22 protein-coding genes are annotated in these 25,680 nt (G+C 69.0%); 14 read left to right on the top strand and 8 right to left on the bottom strand.

Going from position 1 to position 25,680, the window contains the following annotated elements; all coding sequences use genetic code 11:
- Positions 1-45 precede the first annotated feature (45 nt).
- Positions 46-2,697 carry a hybrid sensor histidine kinase/response regulator gene (locus BW39_RS25025; RefSeq protein WP_043824856.1) on the top strand — a complete coding sequence of 884 codons (2,652 nt, stop codon included), beginning with the start codon at positions 46-48 and terminating at the stop codon, positions 2,695-2,697.
- A 24-nt stretch (positions 2,698-2,721) separates the two neighbouring features.
- On the opposite strand, the gene BW39_RS25020 is transcribed toward BW39_RS25025, so the two are convergent.
- Complete coding sequence (locus BW39_RS25020) at positions 2,722-3,360, bottom strand: LuxR C-terminal-related transcriptional regulator (RefSeq protein ID WP_043824855.1); 639 nt, start codon at positions 3,358-3,360, stop codon at positions 2,722-2,724.
- A 529-nt stretch (positions 3,361-3,889) separates the two neighbouring features.
- Between BW39_RS25020 and BW39_RS25015 the strand changes: the two genes are divergently transcribed.
- The gene (locus BW39_RS25015) at positions 3,890-4,918 is read left to right on the top strand and encodes a porin (RefSeq protein ID WP_013803085.1); all 1,029 of its coding nucleotides are present in this window, start codon (positions 3,890-3,892) and stop codon (positions 4,916-4,918) included.
- Positions 4,919-5,153: 235 nt separating this feature from the next.
- Positions 5,154-5,318 carry a hypothetical protein gene (locus BW39_RS31775; protein ID WP_013803086.1) on the top strand — a complete coding sequence of 55 codons (165 nt, stop codon included), beginning with the start codon at positions 5,154-5,156 and terminating at the stop codon, positions 5,316-5,318.
- 59 nt (positions 5,319-5,377) lie between these two features.
- Here the strand turns inward: BW39_RS31775 and BW39_RS25010 are convergent, their stop codons facing one another.
- The 4 genes from BW39_RS25010 to BW39_RS24995 all read right to left on the bottom strand — a co-directional run bounded on the left by BW39_RS25010 (position 5,378) and on the right by BW39_RS24995 (position 8,507).
- Positions 5,378-6,112 carry a hypothetical protein gene (locus tag BW39_RS25010; RefSeq protein ID WP_043824854.1) on the bottom strand — a complete coding sequence of 245 codons (735 nt, stop codon included), beginning with the start codon at positions 6,110-6,112 and terminating at the stop codon, positions 5,378-5,380.
- The gene (locus BW39_RS25005; RefSeq protein WP_043824852.1) at positions 6,109-7,101 is read right to left on the bottom strand and encodes an MlaD family protein; all 993 of its coding nucleotides are present in this window, start codon (positions 7,099-7,101) and stop codon (positions 6,109-6,111) included. Before BW39_RS25005 ends, BW39_RS25010 begins: the two co-directional genes overlap by 4 nt.
- A 65-nt stretch (positions 7,102-7,166) precedes the next feature.
- Positions 7,167-7,970, bottom strand: a complete 804-nt coding sequence (locus BW39_RS25000) for an MlaE family ABC transporter permease (RefSeq protein ID WP_012204765.1) — start codon at positions 7,968-7,970, stop codon at positions 7,167-7,169.
- A 72-nt stretch (positions 7,971-8,042) separates the two neighbouring features.
- Entirely contained in the window at positions 8,043-8,507 is a 465-nt protein-coding gene (locus BW39_RS24995) for a Cd(II)/Pb(II)-responsive transcriptional regulator (RefSeq protein WP_013803089.1), read from the bottom strand.
- A 39-nt stretch (positions 8,508-8,546) separates the two neighbouring features.
- Here BW39_RS24995 and BW39_RS24990 point away from each other — a divergent pair, with 39 nt between their 5' ends.
- The 10 genes from BW39_RS24990 (at position 8,547) to BW39_RS24945 (ending at position 17,575) form a co-directional block, all read left to right on the top strand.
- Entirely contained in the window at positions 8,547-10,769 is a 2,223-nt protein-coding gene (locus tag BW39_RS24990; protein WP_043824851.1) for a heavy metal translocating P-type ATPase, read from the top strand.
- A complete protein-coding gene (locus BW39_RS24985) occupies positions 10,766-11,152 on the top strand; it encodes a DUF3703 domain-containing protein (RefSeq protein WP_043824848.1) in 387 nt (128 codons plus the stop codon). The genes BW39_RS24990 and BW39_RS24985 overlap by 4 nt, the downstream gene beginning before the upstream one ends.
- Before the next feature lie 36 nt (positions 11,153-11,188).
- The gene (locus BW39_RS24980; RefSeq protein WP_043824847.1) at positions 11,189-11,692 is read left to right on the top strand and encodes a hypothetical protein; all 504 of its coding nucleotides are present in this window, start codon (positions 11,189-11,191) and stop codon (positions 11,690-11,692) included.
- A gap of 121 nt (positions 11,693-11,813) precedes the next feature.
- Complete coding sequence (locus BW39_RS24975; RefSeq protein ID WP_043824845.1) at positions 11,814-12,173, top strand: hypothetical protein; 360 nt, start codon at positions 11,814-11,816, stop codon at positions 12,171-12,173.
- Positions 12,170-13,618, top strand: coding sequence for a TolC family protein (locus BW39_RS24970; RefSeq protein WP_043824844.1), 1,449 nt, complete (start codon positions 12,170-12,172; stop codon positions 13,616-13,618). The genes BW39_RS24975 and BW39_RS24970 overlap by 4 nt, the downstream gene beginning before the upstream one ends.
- 1 nt (position 13,619) lies before the next feature.
- Positions 13,620-15,002: a multicopper oxidase family protein gene (locus BW39_RS24965; protein WP_043824842.1), complete on the top strand. Its 1,383-nt coding sequence runs from the start codon at positions 13,620-13,622 to the stop codon at positions 15,000-15,002.
- A gap of 20 nt (positions 15,003-15,022) precedes the next feature.
- Positions 15,023-15,514, top strand: a complete 492-nt coding sequence (locus BW39_RS24960) for a cupredoxin domain-containing protein (protein ID WP_013803095.1) — start codon at positions 15,023-15,025, stop codon at positions 15,512-15,514.
- A gap of 36 nt (positions 15,515-15,550) precedes the next feature.
- Complete coding sequence (locus tag BW39_RS24955; RefSeq protein WP_043824841.1) at positions 15,551-16,081, top strand: DUF411 domain-containing protein; 531 nt, start codon at positions 15,551-15,553, stop codon at positions 16,079-16,081.
- A gap of 15 nt (positions 16,082-16,096) precedes the next feature.
- Entirely contained in the window at positions 16,097-16,498 is a 402-nt protein-coding gene (locus tag BW39_RS24950) for a copper-binding protein (RefSeq protein ID WP_043824840.1), read from the top strand.
- A 66-nt stretch (positions 16,499-16,564) separates the two neighbouring features.
- On the top strand, positions 16,565-17,575 hold the full coding sequence (locus tag BW39_RS24945) for a P1 family peptidase (RefSeq protein WP_034392050.1): 1,011 nt from the start codon (positions 16,565-16,567) through the stop codon (positions 17,573-17,575).
- A gap of 6 nt (positions 17,576-17,581) precedes the next feature.
- Here BW39_RS24945 and BW39_RS24940 read toward each other — a convergent pair whose 3' ends face one another.
- From BW39_RS24940 to ettA, 3 genes are all read right to left on the bottom strand, one after another.
- Complete coding sequence (locus tag BW39_RS24940; RefSeq protein ID WP_012204753.1) at positions 17,582-18,727, bottom strand: FAD-dependent monooxygenase; 1,146 nt, start codon at positions 18,725-18,727, stop codon at positions 17,582-17,584.
- Positions 18,728-18,894: 167 nt separating this feature from the next.
- Positions 18,895-21,498, bottom strand: coding sequence for a DUF1631 family protein (locus BW39_RS24935; RefSeq protein ID WP_043824839.1), 2,604 nt, complete (start codon positions 21,496-21,498; stop codon positions 18,895-18,897).
- 60 nt (positions 21,499-21,558) lie between these two features.
- Positions 21,559-23,220: an energy-dependent translational throttle protein EttA gene (ettA, locus tag BW39_RS24930; RefSeq protein ID WP_013803101.1), complete on the bottom strand. Its 1,662-nt coding sequence runs from the start codon at positions 23,218-23,220 to the stop codon at positions 21,559-21,561.
- Between the two features lie 267 nt (positions 23,221-23,487).
- Here ettA and BW39_RS24925 point away from each other — a divergent pair, with 267 nt between their 5' ends.
- Positions 23,488-25,284 carry a DEAD/DEAH box helicase gene (locus tag BW39_RS24925; protein WP_043824837.1) on the top strand — a complete coding sequence of 599 codons (1,797 nt, stop codon included), beginning with the start codon at positions 23,488-23,490 and terminating at the stop codon, positions 25,282-25,284.
- Positions 25,285-25,680: the final 396 nt, after the last annotated feature.

The following is a 25,680-nucleotide window of genomic DNA, read 5'->3' as shown; positions in this document are numbered from 1 at the left end:
GTCCTGGAAGGCACCAAGCTGGCGCCCAATCGGGTCCAGACCACCATGCCCCAACCCGTTCGACGCCCTTCACGCCGTTCCTTCTGGACCCTGCTGCTGCTGTTCGGCGGCATGCTCGCCTGCATGCTGCTGGCCGGTGAGCTGGTCTACCACCGCGCCCTGCGCGGCGAGGCCGAAAGCGTGCAGCGCCAGCTCAGCCTCTACGCCCAGGCCCTGGGCCAGCGCATAGACCGCTACCGCACCCTGCCCGAGGTGCTGGCGCTGGACGCGCAGCTGCGCGCCGCCCTCACCCACCCGCTGTCCGCCGCCGAGGTCGATGCCCTCAACCGCAAGCTGGAGCAGGCCAACGGCGCCAGCCAGTCGTCCACGCTGACCCTGATCGACCGCCACGGCACGGCCCTGGCCGCCAGCAACTGGCGCGAGACGCGCAGCAACGTGGGCGTGGACTACAGCTTCAGGCCCTATGTGCAGCAGGCGCTGTCGCGCGGCAGCGGACGCTTCTACGGCATCGGCCTGACCACGGGCCTGCCGGGCTACTTCCTGTCGCAGGCCATCCTGGACGAACAGAACGCCGTCGCGGGCCTGGTGGTGATCAAGATCGCGCTGCTGGAGCTGGAGCGCGAATGGCTGCAGACGCCCGACGTGGTCATGGCCTCGGACGAGCACGGCGTGGTCTTCCTGGCCAGCCAGCCCGACTGGCGCTACCGCCTGCTGTCACCCCTGAGCCCCGCCGACGAAGCGGACCTGGCCGCCACGCGCCAGTACATCGACCAGGAACTGCACCCCATGCGCTACCGCGTGCGCCAGGGCCTGGAGCAAGGCAGCCGCCTGGTGCAGATGCAGGAGCCCGCCCTGCCCGGCACCACGCTGTGGCAGACCCTGCCCCTGCCCGGCAGCGACTGGCAGTTGCACCTGCTGCACGACACGCAGGCCAGCACCGTGGCCAGCCGCTGGGCGGCGGCGGCCGCTGCGGGCGGCTGGCTGGCCCTGGGCCTGCTGGTGCTGTTCGTGCGCCAGCGCAGGCGGCTGGCCGCGCTGCGCCTGCGCAGCCGCCTGGAGCTGGAGACCGTGCTGCGCCAGCATGCCCAGGAGCTGCGAACGGCCCAGGACGGCATCGTCCAGGCCGCGCGCCAGGCCGACACGGGCCTGAGCCGCAGCCTGGAGCACCTGCCCCAGGGCGTGGTGGTGATCGATGCCGACCTCAACCTGGTGGCCTGGAACTCGCGCTACGTGGAGCTGTTCCGGTTTCCCTCCGAACTGCTGCGCACGGGCCAGCCCATCGAGAACCTGTTCCGCTACAACGCCCGGCGCGGCCTGCTGGGGCCCGGCCCCATCGAAGAGGCCATCCACCGGCGGCTGCAGCATCTGCGCAGCGGCAGCCCGCACCTGCGCGAAAGCACCAAGGACGACGGCACGGTGCTGGAGATCCGCGGCAACCCGCTGCCCGATGGCGGCTTCGTCACCAGCTACGCCGACATCACCAGCTACAAGAACGCCGCGCGCGAGCTTCGCTCGCTGGCCGATGCGCTGGAGCAGCGCATTGCCGAGCGCACGCGCGACCTGGCCGAAGCCAAGCGCGAGGCCGAGCAGGCCAACCGCTACAAGACCCGCTTCGTGGCCGCCGCCGTGCACGACCTGCTGCAGCCGCTGAACGCCGCGCGCATGTTCAGCTCCCTGCTGCGCAGCCATCTGCATGACGACGCGGGCCGCCATGTGGCCGACAGCATCGACGGCGCCCTGGCCGCGCAGGACGCCATCCTGGGCAGCCTGCTGGACATCTCGCGCATGGAATCGGGCCAGTTGGAGGTGCGCGTGCGCGACTTCGCGCTGGGGCCGCTGCTACAGGTCATGCGCCACAACTTCGGCATCCTGGCCGAAAGCCGGGGCCTGCGCCTGAGCGCGGTGGACACGCGCTGCGTGGTGCGCAGCGACGAGGCGTTGCTGCGCCGCATCCTGCAGAACTTCCTGTCCAACGCCATACGCTATACGCGCCAGGGCCGCATCGTCATCGGCTGTCGGCGCCAGGGCCAGCAGTTGCGCATCGAGGTGCACGACCAGGGCCCGGGCATTCCCGAAAGCCTGCAGCACGAGATCTTCGAGGAATTCCGCCGCCTGGACGAAGGCCATGGCGACGACCGTGGCGCCGGGCTGGGCCTGGCCATCGTCGAGCGCCTGGGCCGCCTGCTGGGCCACGAGATCGGCCTGCGCTCGCACCTGGGCCGGGGCAGCGTGTTCTGGGTCTGCGTGCCGCTGGGCGATCCCGCAGCCGTGCCGCAGATCGCCGCGACCACGCATTGCGGCGAGGCAGGCCAGGACGCACCGCTGCAGGGCATGAGCGCCTGGTACGTGGAAGACGATGCCCAGTCTTGCACCGCCATGCGCGCCCTGCTGCAGCGCTGGGGCTGCAACGTGCCGCTGGCCGGTGGCCCGGCCGAGGCGCTGGCGCTGGCCGCGCCCGGCGAAGCGCCGCAGCTGGTGCTGCTCGATGTGCGCCTGGGCCAGTTGCACGGCCCCGATGTCTACGCGCAGCTGTGCCAGCGCTGGGGCCAGTCGCCGCCCGTGATCCTGGTCACGGCCGAGCGCGACGGCATGGTGCGCCGCCAGGCGGCCGAGCGCGGCTGGGGCTTTCTGGCCAAGCCCGTGCGCCCGCCCGCGCTGCGCGCGCTCATGAGCCAGATGCTGCTGCGCCACCGATAGACGTGGCACGGCAGGGCCTGGCGTTCAGACCGTGCCGTCGTTCTCCAGGCTCTTGACCAGCACGGCCGCCTGCGTGCGGCTGTAGCACTCCAGCTTCTTGAGAATGGCCGTCACATGCACCTTGACGGTGTTCTCGGCCAGCCCCAGCTCGTGGGCGATCTGCTTGTTGAGCAGGCCATCGGCCAGGCACAGCAGCACGCGGAACTGCTGGGGCGTGAGCTGGGCCAGCCGCGCGGCCAGCGCGGCGTCGGCCTCGGAGCGCTCGGCGGCCATGGGCGGGAACCAGCTGCCGCCGTCCAGCACCTCCTGCAGGGCCGTGCCTATGGCCTCGGCCGGCGCCGATTTCGGAATGAAGCCTGCAGCACCGAACTGCTGCGCACGGCGGATCACGCGCGGATGGTCGTTGGACGAAATCACCACCACCGGAACATCGGGGTACTCGCCGCGCACATGCAGCAGCGCCGAAAAGCCGCGCGCCCCCGGCATGGCCAGGTCCAGCAGCACCAGCTCGATCTCGGGGTGCTGCTGCAGCGCCGCGCCCAGCGTGGCGGCGCTTGCGGCTTCCAGCACGGCGAACTGCGGCAGGGCCTCGCGCAGCACATGGATCACCGCGGCGCGGAACAGCGGGTGGTCATCGGCAACGAGCAGGGTGGATTCGGGCATGGGCGCGAGTCTGACACGTCTGGAAGCACATGCCCGGCTCATGGGGCCCTTGCCTGGCCCATGGCCGGGTTGCAAGCTGGCACGCTGTTTGCAATCAGTTGCAGCCAAAGGCCTGGCAACAGGCACAAATCCACCGCCCAACCGACGAACAAGGAGCCCTGAATTGACCTTTGAGCCCTCTTGCAACGACCTGCTGCACAGCCCTGGTGCCCCGGCCCCATCCCAGTGCACGGCAGTGTTCAAGCCGCGAGAGTGCAAAACACAAATTAAGTTTCGTCATAACTGTGTCAAAGACACCACTTTATGGCCGGCGCAATGGCTCGGATGCGTTGTAATACGCGGCTTAGCCAGTCAAGACCGCCTTGCACGCAGGCCGCAAAGACGTGCCGACGCCAGCCCGCCCCTGATGCGAAAACGCCACTGTCCCAGGTTTGCCACGTAGCCCAGCCCGGGCGATTGGTTCATCGTCTGCCCCGGTCACAGCACTGGCCACCCGTTTCCACTCTCCAACAATGAAAGACTCCTCAACATGAAACGTTCCTTCATCGCACTGGCCGCTGCACTGGCCTGCGCCGGCGCTGCACACGCCCAAAGCTCGGTCCAGCTGACTGGCCTGGTGGACGCCTATGCCGGCTCCATGCGCATGGCTGGCGACGCCAGCGGCAAGGGTGTCGTGGGTTCGGGCGGCATGACCACCTCCTGGTGGGGCATGAAGGGCCAGGAAGACCTGGGCGGCGGCCTGAAGGTCGATTTCCAGCTGACGGCCTTCATGCGTGTGGACACTGGCAGCCCCGGCCGTTTCGATGGTGACCCGTACTTCTCGCGCGATGCCAACGTCGGCCTGTCCGGCGGCTTCGGCACGGTGCGCCTGGGCCGCGGCATGGCGCCCAACTTCCTGCCCACCATCCTGACCAACCCCTTCGGCGACTCCTTCACCATCTCCCCGCTGGTGCTGCACGCCAACGTGGGCACGACAGCCTGGGGCTCGGCCAACCTGACCACGCCGTCCGACACCGGCTGGAGCAACCAGGTCGTCTACACCACGCCCAAGTTCGGCGGCCTGCAGGCCAACGTCCACTACCAGTTCGGTGAAAAGGGCGGCGATTCCGGCAAGAAGAACATCGGCGTGAACGCCATGTACTTCGGCGGCCCCCTGAGCCTGGTGGCCTTCTACGAGCGCGCCCAGATCAGCAACCCCGTGAGCCTGGCCGTGATGCCCACCAAGACCGACTGGATGCTGGGCGGAACCTACAACTTCGAAGTGGCCAAGCTGTACGCAACCTACGGCCAGGCCAAGGTCAAGGATCTGGACCGCAAGAACAGCACCTACTCGCTGGGCCTGGACGTGCCCGTGACCAGCGCCGGCACCATCAAGGCAGCCCTGGCCCGCACCAAGGCCGAAATCGGCGCCGTGGACTCCACGCGCACCACGGCCAGCCTAGGCTACGACCACTACCTGTCCAAGCGCACCGATGTGTACACCGTGCTGATGCACGACCGCATCACGGACCTGAAGTCGGGCACCAGCCTGATCGCGGGTATCCGCCACCGTTTCTAAGGCGACGCCTGGCCTGCCAGCACGGGCCAGGGACTTACGTCCCGAACTTTCAGCGAGGCTCTGCCTCGCTTTTTTTTCGGCCTCTTGAAAGTCGATAGAAATTTTCTCTCAGTACTTTTTTACAAACGTCAAGAGAGAAAGCGATTGTCCGACAGCCGCGCTGCGCAATCCGGTGTGCAATGGAGTCCAGGCCCAGCCCAATGCTCTGCCTGCGCTGCCAGACAGGAGGTCCACCATGCGCAGACCCAGCCCCTTCGGACGTCATCCCTTCATCGCCTTCACCGCCACGGTCGTGCTTGCCGTAGCCGCCAGCGTTGCCACCTTCTGGCTGGACAGCGCCGCCCCGGCCGCAGACACCTTGCTGCAAAAAGACCCGGGCGCCCTGCTGTCGTCGATGTAAGCCCTGCAAACGCCTGCAAATGCCTGCCCAGCGCCATCCCTTTCGGACTGGCGCTGTTTTCATTTGCCGGCCGATGTGCCCCCACCGCTGGCCGTCTTCTCCAGCAGCGACAGCCTGCGCCTGACGGCCTGGGCCTTGTCCACCTCGCCCGCCTGATCATGGGCTCTGGCCTGCAGCAGCAGCCAGGCCATCACCGCACGGCGCCAGCCCTGGGCCGAGGCGGTTTCGGCACCCAGCTCCAGTAGTTGCGGCTGCGCCGCACCCGCCCGCAAGGCCGCACCGGCTGCAACCAGCCGGGGCAGCGGCTCCTTGATGGCGCTCACGGCGGCCAGCGCCGACGCAGACCCTCCCAGCAGCGCCTGTGCCACGGGGCGCTGTAATTCTGGCAATAGCGCAATGTCTTCGGCCCGCGGATTGCCTTGCAGATACCGCGCATAGGCGGCCTCGGCCGGCGCCGCGTCAAGCGCCAGCGCCTGGTAGCCGGGGCAGTCGTCCCATTCGAGACTGGCCACCTGGGCCGCGCAGCGCATCAGCTCCAGACGTGCGGCCAGGTCGGTGCGGCCCGTAGCGGCCACCTCGGCGCGGGCCTTGTCCCATTCCATGGCCTGCACGCGCTGACGGCCTTCCAGGTAGGCGGTGGATGCGCGCTGGGACGCAGATTCGGCATTCAGCGCCCAGTCCGGCGCGGGCGGGCGGCTGCTGCAGCCGGCCAGCACCAGGGTCAGCACGGCGCCGGCGGCGGCATGGCGCGCCAGGAGGGTTGCGGCAGAAAGTTTCTTGGCGGCAGCACTCATGGCAGCTTCAACTCCGGTTGGTGCGCAAACGGCCACTTGCGCTGCAGGTCGGCCAGCACGCCTTCCAGGCGGCGCAGGTTGCCCTCGACCTCGGCGCGCAGGGCGCCCAGGTCGGCCGTGGCCTCGCGCGCATTGGAGCCCACGGCCTGGGCCTCGGCCAGCACGGCGTCCACCTTGCCCAGCGTGCGGCGCGTGTCGGCCAGCAGGCCGTTGAGCTGCACCACGGTGGAACGCACCTCGGGCATGACGCCGCCGGCGTCGAACACCTGGCTGTCGGCCCGCGCCACCATGCGCTCCATGCGGGCCAGCGTGGCATTGGCGCGGTCCAGCAGGGCCGTGACCTTGCGCGCCTCCTGCTCGCTGCCCATGACCACGCCCAGCACGCCGCCCGGCCCCTGGGCCCGGCCGGCCAGGCCGCGCAGTTCGGTCAGCGACCCGCCCAGGGCCGAGTCCGGCGCGGTGAGCTGGGCGATGTTGCCCAGCACTTCCTTGGCCGTGGACATGATCTGCGGCAGCTCGGCCGTGGCATCGCCGCGCAGCACGGGGCGCACGGCCTCGTCGGGCAGCGGCGGATCGCTGAGGATGCCGCTGTAGGCCTTGATGGTGGTGCCGCCCACCAGCCCCTTGACCAGGGTGAAGACGCTGGACTCGCGCAGCCAGTGCGCGTCCTTGCGCGGCACGTCGATGAGGATGCGCACATTGCCGTCCTCGGCCAGTTCGATGCGGCGCACGCGCCCGATCGGAAAGCCCGAGAAGGTCATGTCCATGCCCACGCTCACGCCCTCGGAGTCGTCGGCCGTGAGCACCAGGCGCTGCGTGGCTTCGAACACGCCGCGCGAGTACAGCAGGTACAGGGCCGATCCAAGAATCAGCACCAGCGTGAACAGCAGCAGGCCAGCCGCCTTGGCGCGCAGGTGCGCCACGGGTTTGAGGGCCTCGATTTCCTCGCCGTCCCAGGGGTCTGGCGGCGTGCGCCGCGTATCGGTCATGGCATTCCTTGTTCTGGCACGGGCCTTGCCGTGCATGTGGGGTTCGTGGAGTTCAGCGGGCGTGCTCAGTAATAGTTGCCCATGAGCGAGATCACCTCGATCACCAGCAGCACGGCAAACATGCGCGCAAAGCCGCCCAGCGCCGCGCCGCCGAGCCGGTGGCGCCGCAGTGGCGCATACAGGCCCGAGGCCATGGGCATGATGGCCACGGTGAGGCTGAAGAACCAGGTCTTGAGCACGAACACCAGGGTCACGGCCGGCGTGAAGATCTGGCCGAAGATGCGCGTGTAGCCGGGCAGTCCCGCCAGCGTGAAGCCATAGACGCTCAGGTAGACGGTAACCAGGGCCACCACGCAGCTGAGCACGGCCAGCGTGACCGAGGCAAACACGCCACCGGCCGCGCGCGGCACCAGGGCCATGCGCAGCGGATCGGAGCCGCGCTCCTGCCAGGCCTGGAGCTGGCCCCGCGCGCGCAGCTGCGCAATCAGCGTGCCATTGGGAATGGTGCAGCGCATGGCCACGAACAGCGCGGCCGTCAGCGGGATCAGCTCGATCACCAGCACACGCACCACCATCTCCAGCGCATAGCGCGACAGCCCATAGCTCAGCGCCGTGACGATGACGATGCGCGTGATCACCGCGCACAGCAGGGCCGCAAGCGCCGTGAAACCCAGCAGGATGGGCCCGGTCTGCACATAGATCTGGTGCGCCATGGCACGCCGTGCACCACGCCGGTAGCTGGAAGGGGACATGGCCAGCACCAGCAGCACGGCGCCCAGGTAGACGCTGCGCCACCAGGCCAGCGCATGGTCGCGCAGCGCCGCCCAGATGCGGTCGGGAAGGGACAGGGCTGCGTGGCTGAGGCTCATCGGACGATGATAGCGAGCCGTACCGGGACGGTCCGTCGGACGCCGGCGCAAGACAGGCAGCTGCGGACGGCGCTACACATGGCGCTTTGCGCCGGAGCTGCCCAGGGCGGGTGCCAGCGGTTCGTCGGCCTGGGCGTGCAGGGCCTCGATCAGATGGCAGTAGCTGTCCGACCCGTCGCACTGGCTGCGCAGCTGCATCAGCTCATGCTCCAGCGCGCGCAGCTCGGCCAGGCGCTCGCGCACATGGCCCAGGTGGGCATCCAGGGTTTCGTTGGCGGCCACGCAGTCGGCCTTGCTGGCGCCGTCCAGCGCCAGCAGGGTGCGGACCTCGTCCAGCGACATGTCCATGGCGCGGCACAGGCGGATGAAGCGCAGCCGGTGCACATCGCTGTCGCTGTACAGCCGGTACTGGTTGTCCTCGCGCACGCCTGCACTGAGCAGCCTTTCCTTTTCGTAGTAGCGGATGTTGGCGGCGGCCACGCCGGAACGCTTGGCCGCCTCGCCGATGCGCCAGCGCGCAGATTCATGCTGTGACATGCTTGACCTTGAAGTGACTTCACCGTTTCCAATGCTCGCATGAACTCCAATCGCCTGCCAAGCCCTCAGGGCAACGAGGCCCTGAAAGCCTCCCCAGCCCTTTCCAAGCCCGCCTCGACTTCGCCGTCTTCCGCCTGCGGCACCGATTGCTGCGCGCCCTTCACCATCACCCAGCCCACGCCGGCCCGCAAGAAGGCCCAAGGCCACTCGCATGCGCATGGCGAGGGCCATGGCCACGATCACGATCACGATCACGATCACGCCCATGACCACGACCATGACCATGACCACGGTCACGACGAGAGCGATCCCCATGCCGGCCACGACCACAGCGTGCTGCCCGGCTGGCCGCGCATCACGGCCGCGCTGATTGCAGCCGTGCTGGCCGAAGCCGCCCACTGGTTCAGCGGCTCCCAGGGCGGCGTGCCGGCCCTGCAATACGGCGGCATGGCCGTGGCCGTGCTGGCCATTGCCCTGTCGGGCCTGGGCGTCTACAAGGCCGGCATCCGCGACGTGCTGCGCCTGAAGCTGGGCATCCACGCGCTGATGGCCATTGCCGTCACGGGTGCCTTCGCCATCGGCCAGTGGCCCGAGGCCGCCATGGTCATGGCCCTGTACGCCGCGGCAGAGCGCATCGAGGACCAAGCCATGGACCGGGCGCGCAATGCCATCCGCAGCTTGCTGCAGATGGCGCCCGAGACGGCCGACGTGCTCCAGCCCGATGGCAGCGTGCAGCGCGTGGCCGCCGCCGACGTGGCGCTGGACGCCACCGTGCGCGTGGCCCCCGGCGCGCGCGTGCCGCTTGACGGCGTGGTCCTGCGAGGCCAAAGCTCGGTCAACCAGGCGCCCATCACCGGAGAAAGTGCCCTGGCCGACAAGGCTCCGGGCGACGAGCTCTACGCCGGCAGCATCAACCAGGATGGCGAGCTGCAGATGCGCGTCACCTCGGCGGCCAATGACAGCCTGATTGCGCGCATCGTCCATGCCGTGGAGCAGGCCCAGGCCTCCAAGGCGCCCACCCAGCGCTTTGTCGACCGCTTTGCTGCCGTCTACACGCCCATCGTGCTGGTGCTGGCCATTGCGCTGGCGGTGCTGGCACCGCTGGTCATGGACTGGAGCTGGCATGACGCGGCCTACCAGGCCCTGGCCCTGCTGGTCATCTCCTGCCCCTGCGCCCTGGTGCTATCCACTCCCGTCACCGTGGTCAGTGCGCTCACAGCCGCGGCACGCCGCGGCCTGCTGATCAAGGGCGGCCAGGCGCTGGAATCGGCCCGCAAGCTGCGCGCCATTGCCCTGGACAAGACCGGCACGCTGACCACGGGCAGCCCCAAGCTGGTCGAATGGAAATCCTGGAGCGAAGAAGACGCGGCCCAGGACTCCAGCCAGCCCGCCGCATATGCCCTGGCCCTGGCCGGCCGCTCGGACCACCCGGTCTCGCGCGCCATTGCTTCCGGCCTCCAGGCCGATGCCGCCGTGGCCGCCGATGCCGCGCGGACCTCGGTCAGCAAGCTGCTGGCCCTGCCCGGCCGTGGCGTGCAGGCCGAGATCGACGGCCAGCTCTGGACCCTGGCCAACCTGCGCTGGGTGCAGGAGCAAGGCTGGGACAGCGCCGCGCTGCGTGCCAGCCTGGCCACCCATGAGGCCCAGGGCCGCACCGTGACCCTGCTGGCCGACAGCAGCGGCGTGCGGGACCTGTTCGCCGTGGCCGACCCGCTGCGGCCCCAGGCCCGCGAGGCCGTGGCACGCCTGCAGGCCCTGGGCGTACAGCCCGTGGTGCTCAGCGGCGACAACACGGCCACCGTGCGCTCCATCGCTGCCGAAGCCGGCATCCAGGATGCGCGCGGCGGCCTGCTGCCCCAGGACAAGCTCGACGCACTGGCCGAGCTGCAGCGCACCCGTGGCCCCACCGCCATGACGGGCGACGGCATCAACGATGCACCGGCGCTGGCCCAGGCCGATATCGGCTTTGCCATGGGCGGCATGCACAGCACGGGCATGGCCATGGAAACCGCCGACGTGGTGTTGATGAACGACGACCTGCGCCGCCTGCCCGAAGTGGTGGAGCTGTCGCGCAGCGCCCACGCCGTGCTCTGGCAGAACATCGCCCTGTCGTTGGGCGTCAAGCTGGTGTTCTTCGCACTGGCCCTGGCCGGCAACGCCAGCATGTGGCTGGCTGTGCTCGCCGACATGGGTGTGAGCCTTCTGGTGGTCGCCAACGGCCTGCGGCTGCGCCGCTGGGGCAGCGACAGGGAGGCGGCATGACCGACGCCCAGCGCCGCGCCGCCTTCACCCACCTGCTGCACAGCTTCCGTTCAAGCCAGGACCAGGCGCCCGCACAGCGCTGGCTGCTGCTGGAGGCCAGCCATGTGCTGGGCCAGCAGATGCTGGGCCTGCACTGGCGATCCCACTGCTGGATGCTGCGCCATGCGCTGCAGCTGCGCGATGGCGGGGAGGTGGCAGGCCAGTTGCTGCGCCTGGCCCTGGTGCCTGCAGGCCACCTGCTGGACCGGCTGCCGCGCGGCAACACAGGCCGCGCCACGGTGCCTGCCACCCTGCCCATGGACATGCCGCCCGCCGTATCGGCCCTGATCGCCGAGGCCCTGCGCGCCACGCGCCGCCCGCCCCGGCAAAGCCCACGCGCCTGAGGAACTTCGCGCCGCCGTCCGGTATCATCCAAACCTATGCGCCGCCCCCTGTCCATTGTCCTGGTCTTGCTGCTGGTCCTTCGTGGCCTGCTGGGCGACGCCATGGCCATGGGGGCTGCGCCGGTCATGTCGGCCCTGGCGCCGGCTGCCGCATCTGCGCCAGCGTTGGATCCGGCGTCGGCACTTCACCACCACGCGCCCGAAATCGCGCGGGAAGTCGCGCTGGAAATCACGCAATCGCCGGACAGCCCCGAGCAGCATCACGCGGCGCACGCCGCAGATCACGGCCCAAATCACGCATCACACGCCGAGCACAGTGCAGCCTGCGCTCCCCAGGCCAGCGGCCATCCGGGCGGCAGCTGCGGCGAACATGAACATGGGCCCAGCTGCACCCTGTGCGGCATCTGCCATTCGGCCCTTTTCACCCCTGGCCAGATCGGTTCGGACGGCGCAGCGCCGTCCGCCGCACTGCGCCCCCAAGGCAGCGCGCGCTTTGCCAGCGCGGCCAAGCTGCAGGCCATCAAGCCACCCATTTCCTGAAGCCTGACGCCCGAAGTGCGTCCGCGCCAACCCTGCCGCCCCTCCATGGGCAGCCCGCTTGCGGGCATGGCGGGACGTCTGGCCGCGGATGCGTTGTCCGTTTCGCATTCAGGAGAACACCATGCGCCGTGCGCATTTTCTCGTCCCCCTTATCCAATTTGGGCTGGCGGCCCTTGCCGCATCCAGCCCCGCTGCCTGGGCCCAAGCCCATGACGGCAGCCCCCCCCCGGCCTCTTCCTCCGCAGGCCTGACCGGCGCCATCGATCCGGCTGCGGCCAGCCTGCCGCTGCGCCATGCCGCGCTGCCGGCCAGTGGCGCCGTGGAAACCGAGCTGACCGACTGGCGCCAGGCCAATGCGGCCGTGGCCGAGTTTCCCAACGGCCATATGGACATCCTGCGCTGGGAAGCCGCCCAGGGCGGCCGATCCACGCCTGCGCCGTCCCCACACGGCTCTCACATGCAGCACGGAGGCCGGCCATGAAGCGCACGCTCTTCGCCCCCACCCGGCTGGTCGGCGCCATGGCTGCCGTGCTGGTCCTGGCCGGCTGCGCCAGCATCTCGCCCGACGGCCTGCGCGGCGCGGTCCAATCCCATACCGCCAGCCGCCTGCCGGACGGCGCCCAGCTGCCACCAACCGATCTGCAGGCCCGCGACACGGCGCAGCAGCGCATCGACGAGTGGCTGCGCCAGCCGCTGGACATGGACCAGTCCGTGCGCATCGCACTGCTCAACAACCCCGGCCTGCAAGCGCGCCTGGCGCAACTGGGCGTGCAGGATGCCGAACGCGTTCAGGCCCTGACCCTGCCCAACCCCACGCTGGCCCTGGGCCGCATGGTCAACAGCGACGAGCGCGAGATCGAACGCCAGCTGAGCTTCGGCCTGGTCAGCCTGATCACCCTGCCCTGGCGCAGCCGCTGGCAGGGCATGCAGATGGAACAGGCCACCCTGACCGCCGCGCAGGATGTGCTGCGGCTGGCCGCCGACACGCGCCGCGCCTGGCTGCGCGCCGTGGCCGCACGCCAGCAGCTGGCGTCCAGCGAGCGCATGCACGAGGCGGCCGAGGCCGGTGCCGAGCTGGCGCGCCGCATGGCCCGCGTGGGCAACTTCAGCCGGCTGCAGCAGGCACGCGAGCTCAGCATCCAACAGGACACCGCAGCCCAGCTGGCGCGTGCGCGCCTGGCCGCCACGGCAGAGCATGAGCAACTGGCCCGTCTGATGGGCCTGTGGGGACGGCGCATCGATTTCAAGCTGCCCGACCAGCTGCCCGCCATCCCGCAGGCCGCCACGCAGTTGCGCTCCGGGGACGATGCCGAAGCCACCGCGCTGCGCGAGCGCCTGGACCTGCGCGCCCTGCGCCACGACCTGGACCAGTTGACCGAGCGCCGTGGCTGGGCACGCCTGGGCGCCATGTTCGGCGACGTCGGCCTGGGCTACAACCGCAACACCGCCACGGACCGGGCCACCGGCCACAGCGATGTGACACGCGGCTGGGAGATCGACCTGCCCCTGCCGCTGTTCGACTGGGGTGGCGCCGCCAGCGGCCGCGCACGTGCCGAGGTCCAGCGCAGCGCGGCCCAGCTGCAGCAAGGCGCCATCCAGGCGCGGGCCGAGGCGCGCAGCAGCTGGATGCGCTACCGCACGGCCTGGGACCTGGCCCACCAGCAGCAGGCCGAGGTGCTGCCGCTGCGCCGCTTCATCCAGGACGAAACCATGCTCCGCTACAACGGCATGTTCGTCAGCGTCTGGGAGTTGCTGGCCGAGGCCCGCAACAGCGCCCAGGCCGTGGCCACCGCCACCGACGCCCAGCGCGACTTCTGGCTGGCCGACACCGACCTGCAGCTGGCTCTGGCCGGAACCTCGCCAGGCACGGTCGAGGCCGCATCCAGCGCCGCCGCACCCACTCCCACGAACACAGCGAGCCACTGACATGAACCGCCGCAACTTCTTCACCGGCGCGGCCGTGGCCGCCGTCTCCAGCGCCGCCGTCAGCCGCGTGGCCCTGGCCGCCCTGCCCGAGGCAGCGACCCAGTCCTCGGCCGAAACCGCCGCCCCGCTGGCACCGCCCAACGGCCGCCCCTACCGCCCCGTGGTCACGCTCAACGGCTGGACCACGCCCTGGCGCATGAACGCAGGCGTCAAGGAATTCCACCTGGTGGCCGAGCCCGTGGTGCGCGAGGTGGCACCGGGCTTCTTCGTCAACATGTGGGGCTACAACGGCCAGAGCCCGGGACCGACCATCGAGGTGGTGGAAGGCGACAAGGTCCGCATCTTCGTGACCAACCGCCTGCCCGAGCACACCACCGTGCACTGGCACGGCCAGCGCCTGCCCAACGGCATGGACGGCGTGGGCGGCGTGACCCAGCCGCACATCCCGCCCGGCAAGACCTTCGTCTACGAGTTCACGGCGCGCCGCCCCGGCACCTTCATGTACCACCCGCATGCCGACGAGATGGTGCAGATGGCCATGGGCATGATGGGGCTGTGGATCACGCATCCGAAGGCGGCCCACCCGCAGATCGCCGAGGTCCAGCGCGACTACGCCTTCCTGCTGTCGGCCTACGACGTGGAGCCCGGCTCCATGACGCCGCGCGTGGCCGAGATGACGGACTTCAACATCTGGACCTTCAACAGCCGGGTGTTCCCCGCCATCAGCCCCGTCGTCGCCAGGCGCGGCGACCTGGTGCGCCTGCGCGTGGGCAACCTGACCATGACCAACCACCCCATCCACCTGCACGGCCACGAATTCGAGGTCACGGGCACCGACGGCGGCCCCGTGCCCCGGTCCGCGCGCTGGCCCGAGGTGACCACCGACGTGGCCGTGGGCCAGATGCGCCAGGTGGAGTTCATCGCCGACGAGCTGGGCGACTGGGCCCTGCACTGCCACAAGAGCCACCACACCATGGGCGCCATGGGTCATGACACGCCGACCATGATCGGCGTGGACCACCGGGGCCTGGTCGGCAAGATCCAGAAGATCGTGCCCGACTACATGGTCATGGGCGAGCGCGGCATGGGCGACATGGCCTCCATGGAAATGCCCCTGCCCGACAACACCTTCCCGATGATGACCGGCACGGGCCCCTTCGGCCCCATCGAGATGGGCGGCATGTTCACCACCCTCAAGGTGCGCGAGCAGCTGGGCGCCAACGACTACGGCGACCCGGGCTGGTTCACCCACCCCAAGGGCAGCGTGGCCTATGAATGGAAGGGGCCGGCGGCCGAAGCCTCCGCACCGCGCCAGACCACGCCTGGCCAGTCCCCCGGCGCACCCAGCGTGCGCAAGCCCGGTGCGGGCCATGAGCACCACTGATGCCATCCAAGGAGTACCTCATGAACACCTTTGCCCTCCTCCTCGCCACCGCACTGCTTGCCGGCCCCGCTGCCGTCTTCGCCCATGGCAGCGAAGCCCACGATGACGCTCCCAAGGCCGCCGCGGTCAAGGAGCAAAAGCCCTGGGGCATTGCCGGCGATGCCTCGGCCGCCCGGCGCACCATCACCCTGGACATGAGCGACAACATGCGCTTCACGCCAGAGCGCATCAGCGTCAAGCGCGGCGAGACGGTGCGCCTGCGCGTGGCCAACAAGGGCCAGGTCATGCACGAGATCGTGCTGGGCACGCCGGCCTCGCTGGACGAGCACGCGCAGATGATGCTCAAGTTCCCCACCATGGAGCACGGCGAGCCCTACATGGCCCATGTCTCGCCCGGCAAATCCGGCGACCTGGTCTGGAATTTCAACCGCGAAGGCAGCTTCGACTTTGCCTGCCTCATCCCCGGCCACTACCAGGCCGGAATGCGCGGAACCATCACGGTGACGCAATGAGCGCGCCCCTTCTTCCCCCCCTTTCAGGAGCACCTCATGAAACATGAACGCATGGCATCCGCCCACCCGCGCCGCAGTGCGCTGCGCCGCATGGCCCTGGCCTGCACGGCATTCGCCGCCCCTTCGCTGTGGGCGGCTGCACCCACGGTGCCCAAAGAAGCACCCAGCACCCGCATCCCCGTCGAGGTCTGGAAGGACCCCAACTGCGGCTGCTGCCAGGACTGGGTGGTGCACATGGAGCAAAACGGCTTTGCCGTCACCGTGCACGACACCGGCAACAGCGCCGTGCGCGCCAGGCTGGGCATTCCGGCGCGCCTGGGCTCCTGCCACACGGCCCTGGTCGAAGGCTATGCGCTCGAAGGCCATGTGCCTGCGGCCGACGTGCACAAGCTGCTCAAGCAAAAGCCCAAGGCGCTGGGCATTGCCGTGCCCGGCATGCCGGTGGGCAGCCCCGGCATGGACGGCCCCGAGTACGGCGGCCGCAAGGACCCCTACGAGGTGCTGCTGATCACCAAGAACCTCATGAACAGCGACGTTTCCACCCGCACCTTCACCAGCTACCGCTGAACCCCGGAGCACACCATGCACAAAACAGCCCTCCTTGTTTCCCGTACGTCCCGTACGTCCAGTACCGCCCTTGCCGTGCGCCTGGCCCTTGCCGCCGCGCTGATCCCGGCCTGGGCCGGTGCCCAGGCCACGGCCCACGACCATGCGGCGCATGGCGCGCAATCTGCCGAAACCGCACCTGCCGCCGCCAGCCAGGACCTCAGCGAAGGCGAGGTCACGCGCTGGGATGCTCGCACCAGCAAGGTCACGCTGCGCCACGGCGAACTCAAGAACCTGGGCATGCCGCCCATGACCATGGTCTTCCAGCTGCGCGTGGCTGCACCCGAGCCCGCCCTCAAGGCCGGCGACAAGGTGCGCTTTCGCGCCGAGCAGGACCAGGGCGCCTTCGTGGTCACGCAGCTGGAAGTGCTGCGCTGAAGAGCGGGTGCAGGGCTGCCGTTTCGGCTAAGGTGAAGGCCTGTCCATCACCGAGCAGAGCAGCGCATGCCAAGCACCGACTCAGACCCCGGCTCCATCACCCGCGTACAGGGCATCGAGGTAGGCCACCACACCGATGCCCGCCGGCCCACGGGCTGCACCGTCGTGCTGGCGCGCGGCGGTGCCGTGGGGGGCTGCGATGTGCGTGGCGCCGCCCCCGGCACGCGCGAGACCGACCTGCTGCACCCCTCCAACCTGGTGCAGCAGGTGCATGCCGTCATGCTCTCGGGCGGCAGCGCATGGGGGCTGGACGCGGCCAGCGGCGCCATGCGCTGGCTCGATGAGCAGGGCATAGGGCTGGATGTGGGCGTGGGCCGCGTGCCCATCGTGCCGGCCGCCGTGCTGTTCGACCTGGCGGTGGGCGACAGCCGCATCCGCCCGGGTGCCGATGCCGGCCATGCGGCCTGCCAGGCCGCCAGCGCCGCGCGGCCTGCCGAGGGCAATGTGGGCGCCGGCATGGGCGCCTGCGTGGGCAAGGTCTTCGGCATGGATCGCGCCATGAAGGGCGGCATCGGCACAGCCTCGCTCACCGTGCATGGCGTCACCGTGGGCGCGCTGATCGCCTGCAATGCCGTGGGCGATGTGGTCGACCCCCACAGCGGCGCGCTGCTGGCCGGCGCGCGCAGCCCCGATGGCCGCCAGCTGCACGACACCTGCCGTGCCCTGCTGCGCGGCGAAGAGCCCCGGCCGCTGCTGGCAGGCACCAACACCACCATCGGCGTGATTGCCACCGATGCCCGCATCACCAAGGTCCAGGCCCAGCGCCTGGCCGTGGTGTCCCATGACGGCCTGGCACGTGCCATACGCCCCGTGCACACCATGAGCGATGGCGACACATTGTTCGCCCTGGGCACGGGCCTGGCCGAGCACTCGCTGGGCATGCTGACCCTGTCCGCCATGGCCGCCGAGGCCGTGGCCCTGGCCACGGTGCGCGCCGTGCTGGCCGCGCAGTCGCTGACCACGGCCGAAGGGCTGGAGCTGCCCTGCGCCAGGGAGCTGGCCGCCTGCCGGCCCTGACCGGGTTCAGGCCTGCAGCGCAACCGCCCAGGCGTCGTAGCCGTAGACGCCATCGGCATTGCCACCGGCGCGCAGCCAGTTGTTGCCGCGCGAGCCGATCTGGATCTCGCTGGTGCGCTGCATGCGCATGGCCTGGTAGCGCGCCAGGACCTCGGGCACCTGCTGCGGACCCGGTGCGGCATCCAGGTTGCGGGCCAGCACCACGGCGTCTTCGATGGCCATGCCTGCGCCCTGGGCCATGAAGGGCATCATCGGGTGGCAGGCATCGCCCAGCAGCGTGATGCGGTCCTGCGACCAGGCCGGCAGGGGATCGCGCTCGTACAGCGCGGTCTTGAGCACGCCATCGCAGGCGTCGAGCAGCGCCCGGGCATCGGGATGGAAATCGGCGTAGAAGCCGCGCAACTCCTCGACGCTGCCGGGCGTGGTCCACGATTCCTCGTGCCAGGAATCCTGGGCCGTGGTGGCGAAGATGAAGGTGTCACGCCCCTGGTTCAGAGGAAAGGTCACGATCTGGCTTTGCGGCGTGGCGCCCCACCATTTGGTGAAGGCCTGGATGTCGGGCACATGGCGCACGCGCTCGGTGGGCACCACCGCGCGGAAGGCCACCACACCCGTGAAGCGCGGGCTCTCGGCACCGAACAGGGCCGCGCGCACCACGGAGTGGATGCCGTCCGCGCCAATGAGTGCGTCCAGCCCGGCCACTTCGCTGCCATCTGTGAAGGCGATGTCCACGCCTTGCCCCGTCTGCGTGATCTGGCTGGCACGCTTGCCCAACTGCACCTGGTCCAGCGGAAAGGCATCGGCCAGCGCGGCCAGCAGATCGGCGCGGTGGATGGTCAACTGCGGGGCGCCGTACTTGCGCTCGGCCTCGTCACCCATGGTCAGGCGCGAGGTTTCCTCGCCCGTGTCCCAGTTGCGGCTGATGCGGTGCGTGGGCCGTGCGGCGCTGGCGCGCACGGCGGCGGCAATGTCGGCGCCCAGGCCATCGAGGGCGCGCACGGCATTGGGCGTGAGGTTGATGTCCGCGCCCACGCGCAGAAACTGCCGGCTTTGCTCGAACACCAATACTTCATGCCCTGCCTGGTGCAGCGCATTGGCTGCCGCCAGTCCGCCAATGCCTGCTCCGACGATGCCTATCCTCAAACGCGCCATGATTCCTGTCTCCTGCTGGTGGGGTCTATTCGGTGATGCGCCCCGTGATCCGGAGCGCACCGATGCAGGACATTGTCTTTTTGACAGGCCTCAGGCCTCAACCTCCGCAAGGCCCGAATTGGGCACGATTCGTCCCCATCGGCGCCGGCACATGTGCGGCAGGCGCCTCAGTCCACGCGCCGCAGTTGCCCTTGCGCCAGCAGCTTGTCGCGCATGCGGCGCGTCATGGACTGGGTGCTGCCATCGGTGGCCGTGAACAGGAACAGCGTCTGCTGCGGGCTGACCCAGGTCAGCTGGGTGCGGATGCACTGCCGGGCGTTGGACAGTTCCACCCAGGTGCCCAGCGCCCAGTCTTCGGACACCACGGGAACCACCGGCGGCGGTGGCTCCAGGGGCAGCGCGGGCTCGGCAGGCATCGGGACGGCTTCGCCAACGGCCAACGCAGCCTGCCCCGCAAGCCCAGCAAGGGCCTGCGGCGCTTGTGCAGCCGGGGTGGCCGGCAGCTCATCCTGCAGCGCCTCGGGCAGTTCCAGGTCCTGCTCGGTCAGCGCGCCGATATCGTCCACCATCGGCTGCCGCACATCGAGCGGCACCGGCAGGGAGGCCGCCACGCCAAACAACGACTGCGGCAGACGGCCCGCCAGGGAGCCGGGCGTTGTCTGGCCAAGCGTTGCCGCACCATTGGAGGAAGACAGGGACGCCAGCACCGAGTCCGACCCGTAGATGGTCGGCGGTACGGAGTCCAGATAAATGTCCACGCTCTCTATGGGCTGGCGGACCACACCGGCATCCAGCGCGTCCTGGTGCAGGCCGGCCAGGCGCGCGGCAAAGGCCTGGATTTCCTCTTCCGTACGCCCCACGCTGCGCAGGCCGGCGCGCAGCCGGGCCTGCAGCCGGGGTGCCAGCGCCACCAGGCGGTCGGTATCGCGGCCTGCATGGGCAGACACGCTCCACAGCAGGCTGGGCACCAGGGCCAGATAGCCGCCGGGGTCCCGGGCCTCGCTGCCGTCCACGGGTTCCTGAACGCTGGCGATCACTTCGGCCCAGGGTCCCGTGGCGAATTCCAGAATGTCATCGGGCACGCCCTGGGCGCTGGGCAGGCGCCGGATGGCGGCTGCAATCTGCTCGGCCCTGGGCATGGCGGTTTCGGGCCAGCGCGGGTCCACGCCCCGCCTTTCCACATGCCTGAGCGCAGCCGAGACAGGCCCGGTCACCGTGCCGCCTTCCGGCATTTCGCCAGGACCCACGGGCTGCATGCCGCTGCCGCCCCAACCGTCGCGCAGCTGCTGCAGCACCGTGGCAAAGGCCGACGCATCGGCACGCTGCAGGGCCGCCAGCCGCATCGCGGCGGAATCGGCCACCTGCAGGAATTGTCCGTAGCCCGGCGCGGATTCACTGTCGAACCACAGGCTGCGTGCCGTCAGCTCATCAAGCAGTTGGCGCGCGGGGTGGCTGCGGTCTTCAAAAAAGCGCGCGTCCTGGACCACCAGCTGCTGCAGCAGCGGCTCCAGACGGCCCACGGTGCGCTGCACGGAAGGCAGCAGGCGCGTGTCGGCCGCCATGAAACGCATCATGCGCTGCAGGGTGTGCAGCGCGGCGCCGTCGTCGGCGCGCACGCCGGGTGCGGGCTCCTGCTGCTCGGGCGGCTGCAGCGCCTGCATCAGTTGCTCCAGCTGGGCCGAGTGGTGCTGCACGGACTCCAGCGCCATGCAGCTCAGCGAAGTCCAGCCTTCGGGCAGCGCCGCCAGCACGGTGGGTGCCGTCTCGCTGCCCTGCCAGGCGGTGGTCTGCAGGCGGCTTGCGCCGTCCATGGCCGGCGCAAACTGCCCGGGCACGGAATAGGAGGATGTGTGGGCCAGCGCCAACATGGAAGAAGGCGCCGCAGCGGGCGCCTCGCGGTGCGAATCCATCCAGCGTGGATCGGACAGCAGGGCCGCCACCAGGCGCCGCGTCAACTCATCTTCCTGGGCCTGCTGGCCAAAGGAGCCATAGGCGCGGCTCTGGGCCACGGCATCGCCATAGTGGGAAGGTGCCCGCCAGCGGCTTTGCCCCGGCAGGTCGGAATGGCGGCGCCCCGCGTCGGGCGATGGGGCCTGTGCCGGCGCCAGGCCATAGGCCGCAGGCTGCACCCCCTTGTCACGCAGGGATTGGGCGATATGGCCGTACTCGGACACCAGCAGCGCACCCAGGTGCTCGCGCATGAAGCCCAGCCAGCAGGCGGCGGAGCCGGGGTCCACCCCGGTGTCGTCGATAACGCGCTGCAGCGCCTGCACATAGCTGTGGGGCCGCAGCGGATTGCGTTCGGGCTGGACACGGTCCAGGCCCTGGACGGCGCTGACCAGGGCATCGAGCTCGGCCAGCGCGATCTCCACCTGGGGCGCCACATGCTGCAGCAGGCGCTGGTGGGCCAGCTGGGACTGCAGCACGGAATCGTCCAGGAGGGAGAGGGAGGCGAAATCGGTGGTGCCGGGCACACCGGACGCACCGGACATGCCAGGCACAGGGGGCCAGGCCGCAGCGCCGCCGGATTGACCAAAGCATTCCAGCAGCGCCCGCCCATAGCCCTTGAGCATGGGCGCCCGGTGGCGGGCCAGCAGCTCCAGCGCCTCGGGGATTTCAGCGCGGCGCGGCAGGCCCGAGCCCGGCTGGTCGGCCTGCTCCATGGCATGCGCCGTGCGCTGCAGCAGCCGCAGGATCAGCGCCTCCGAGCCACGAACAGCCTGCACCAGGCAGGCTTGCAACGCGGCAACAGAAACGGGTGGAGGATTCATGGCCCGAAGAATACAGGCTCCAGCCCGTGCCGGAGGCGCTTTGAGGCTTGCCTTTGATGCTTACTTCAGTGCCTTGTAGCGCATGCGCTTGGGCTTGGCACCCTCCTCGCCCAGACGCTTTTTCTTATCGGCTTCGTACTCCTGGTAGTTGCCGTCGAAGTACACCCATTGCGAATCGCCTTCGGCGGCCAGAATGTGCGTGGCGATACGGTCGAGGAACCAGCGATCGTGGGAGATCACCAGCACCGTGCCCGCGTACTCCAGCAGCGCATCTTCCAGCGCGCGCAGGGTTTCCACGTCCAGGTCGTTGGAGGGCTCGTCCAGCAGCAGCACGTTGCCGCCCTGGATCAGCGTCTTGGCCAGGTGCAGGCGGCCGCGCTCGCCGCCGGAGAGGTTGCCCACCTTCTTTTGCTGGTCCTGGCCGTTGAAGTTGAAGCGGCCTGCGTAGGCACGCGAAGCCATCTGGAACTTGCCGACGTTGATGATGTCCAGCCCGCCCGAGATGTCTTCCCACACCGTCTTGTCGTTGGCCAGCGCGTCACGCGTCTGCTCCACATAGGCCATCTTGACCGTCTGGCCCACGATGACTTCGCCGGAGTCGGCCTGCTCGCGCCCCGCGATCAGCTTGAACAGCGTGGACTTGCCGGCACCGTTGGGACCGATGATGCCGACGATGGCGCCAGCGGGGATGTTCATGGTCAGGTTGTCGATGAGCACGCGGTCGCCAAAGCTCTTGGTGACGTTGTTGAATTCGATGACCTGGGTGCCCAGGCGCTCGGCCACAGGAATGAAGATTTCCTGGGTTTCGTTGCGCTTTTGGTATTCGAAATCGCTCAGTTCCTCGAAGCGCGCGATACGGGCCTTCGACTTGGTCTGGCGGCCCTTGGCATTCTGGCGAACCCACTCCAGTTCCTTCTTCAAGGCCTTGGCGCGGGCTTCCTCGCCCTTTTGCTCGGACTCCAGGCGGCTTTGCTTCTGGAACAGCCATTCGGAATAGTTGCCCTTGTAGGGAATGCCGTGGCCACGGTCCAGTTCCAGAATCCACTCGGCAGCGTTGTCCAGGAAGTAGCGATCGTGGGTGATGGCCACCACGGTGCCGGTGAAGCGGTGCAGGAATTGCTCCAGCCATTCCACGGACTCGGCGTCCAAGTGGTTGGTGGGTTCGTCAAGCAGCAGCATGTCGGGCTTGGACAGCAGCAGCTTGCACAGGGCCACGCGGCGCTTTTCGCCACCGGACAGCTTGCCGATCACGGCATCCCAGGCCGGCAGGCGCAGGGCGTCGGCAGCGATCTCCAGCTGGTGCTCGGAGTCGGTGCCGGCAGCGGCGATCTTGGCTTCGAGCTCGCCTTGCTCGGCGGCCAGCGCGTCGAAGTCGGCGTCGGGCTCGGCATAGGCGGCATAGATTTCATCGAGGCGCGAACGGGCCGCGTTGACTTCGGCCATGGCCTCTTCCACGGCCTGGCGCACGGTGTGCTCCGCATTGAGCTGCGGCTCCTGCGGCAGGTAGCCGATGGACAGGCCCTGCATGGGCAGCGCCTCGCCTTCGAATTCCTTGTCCACCCCAGCCATGATCTTGAGCAGCGAGGACTTGCCCGAGCCGTTCAGACCCAGCACGCCGATCTTGGCGCCCGGGAAAAAGCTGAGAGAGATGTCCTTCAAGATCTGCCGCTTGGGCGGCACGGTCTTGGTGAGGTGGTTCATCGAGAAAACGTATTGAGCCATTCTGGTCCGAGTACTTGAATCGTTGATTTCTGCAAAAACCGGGCAACAAATCGGTTGCACGCCAGCCGTGATTATCCGCGCATGCGACAATACCCTGCGTCACGGGTTCCAGTTGCCCGTGACATCAGCATTCCAGCTGGGGACGATGGACGCTGTTTTCCAGGCTCCCGACATTGAACTACATCCGCCTACGACTGGTCCGGCAACCGCCCTGGTTGCCTCGACAGGCAGATACCCAGCGCCCCGGACGGGCGCATCTTTGATCACATGACATTTGAAGAACTGAATCTGGCTCCCGCCATTCTGAAGGCCGTGCTTGAGGAGGGTTACGAGAACCCGACTCCCATCCAGGCACAGGCCATCCCTGCGGTGCTCGCCGGCCACGACCTGCTGGCAGGCGCCCAGACCGGCACCGGCAAGACCGCTGCCTTCACCCTGCCCATGCTGCACCGCCTCTCGCAAGGCCAAGTGCCGCGCAACAAGTTCGGCGGCAAGGGCATCCGCGCCCTGGTGCTGACGCCCACGCGTGAACTCGCCGCACAGGTCGAGGAATCGGTGCGCAGCTACGCCAAGTACCTGGACATCAACTCCACCGTCATCTTCGGCGGCGTGGGCATGAAGCCCCAGATCGACCGCATCAAGAAGGGCGTGGACATCCTGGTCGCCACGCCGGGCCGCCTGCTGGATCTGCAGCAGCAAGGCTTCATGGACCTGTCCACCGTCGAAGTCCTGGTGCTCGACGAGGCCGACCGCATGCTGGACATGGGGTTCATCCATGACGTCAAGAAGGTGCTGGCCCTGGTGCCCAAGGACAAGCAAAGCCTGCTGTTCTCGGCCACCTTCAGCGACGAGATCCGCGACCTGGCCAACGGCCTGCTGCGCAACCCGCAGTCCATCCAGGTCACGCCCAGCAACACCACGGTCCAGCGCATCACCCAGGTGATCCACCCCGTGGGCCGCGGCAAGAAAAAGCAGGTGCTGCTGCACATCATCAACGAGAACAACTGGAGCCAGGTTCTGGTGTTCACGCGCACCAAGTTCGGCGCCAACAACGTCGCCGAATTCCTGACCAAGAACAACATCAGCGCCATGGCGCTGCACGGCAACAAGAGCCAGAGCGCCCGCACCCAGGCCCTGGCCGGCTTCAAGACCGGCGAGCTGCGCGCCCTGGTCGCCACCGACATCGCTGCACGCGGCATCGATATCGACGAGCTGCCGCACGTCGTGAACTACGAGATCCCCAACGTGTCCGAGGACTACGTGCACCGCATCGGCCGCACGGGCCGTGCCGGTCGCGAAGGCCACGCCGTCAGCCTGGTCTGCATGGACGAAGAAGGCTTCATGATGGACATCGAGCGCTTCACCAAGCAGGAAATCCCTGTGCAGGTGCTCGAAGGCTTCGGCCCTGAAGAGGACGAAGTGGCCGAACCCATCGCCATGGGCCGCCAGACCATCTGGGGCGGTGCGGGCAAGCCGCCCAGCCGTGACGTCATGCAGGCCGCCGCCAAGGCTGCGCGCCAGGAAATGATGGACCGCATCCGCACCACCAAGGCCACCCAGCCCGACCGTGGCGGCCGCGCAGGCGGCCGTGGCCAGGCCCCCAAGGCCGGCTCGGACGAAGGCCGCTCCGAAGGCAACGCAGGCGGCCAGGGCCGTGGCCGCAACCACGCCGGTGCAAGCGCCAACAACAAGCCGCGCCGCGATCGCTTCGATGGTCCGGGCAATGGCTCCGGCGCCGCCCACCGTCCCAAGGCAGCCTCCCAGAACGCCCCCAGGCGCGGCCCGCGCCCTGACGGCGAAGGCGGCGGCGGTGTCCGTCGCTTCGATGACCAACCCCCGCGCGCTGATGCCCACCTGGGCACGCAGCTGGGCCATGCACGCAGCAGCGGCCCCCGTGGCAGCGCAGGTGGCGGCCAGCCCGATCCGATGCGCACCAGCGTGGACACCATGGCCGAACGCGGCCGCCGTGGCGGCTTCAACCGCGGCGGCAATGGCGGCGGCGGTGGTGGCGGCTTCGGCGGCGGTGGCCGTGGCGGCCCCTCGCGCGGCGGCTACGGTCGCTGACCTGCACCACGGCTCCTTGGCATGCCCTGCGGCAAGCCGAGGAATCCGCCAGCAAAAAAGGGCTGCATCTCTCCGGGGCTGCAGCCCTTTTCACATGGCGCAGATTGCGCATTCAGCCGACAGCGCGCCGCAAGCCTGCATGGCTATCATCCCGATAGCATTGCGGCCTGCGGCGATTGAAGGCCGCGCCCTTTTCCCGGATTTCCAAAGACTCCCCCGACTGGTTCCTCAAGGCCACGCCATGACACTGCAGACCCCACACGCCACCCCCTCCAGCCAGCGCCCCGATTCGGAGCTGCCACAGGACAGGTTGCGGTGGTCGGCCCTGGCGTGCGCAGCCCTGCTTTCCGCCTGCGCCAGCACCCCGCTGCCGCCATGGCCCACCACCTCCAAGCC

The sequence above is a fragment of the Delftia sp. RIT313 genome (genome assembly GCF_000632165.1).
In the GTDB taxonomy this organism is placed as follows: domain Bacteria; phylum Pseudomonadota; class Gammaproteobacteria; order Burkholderiales; family Burkholderiaceae_C; genus Comamonas; species Comamonas acidovorans.
Note: the sequence above shows the minus strand (reverse complement) of the source record. Positions and strands in the feature narration are given on the sequence as shown.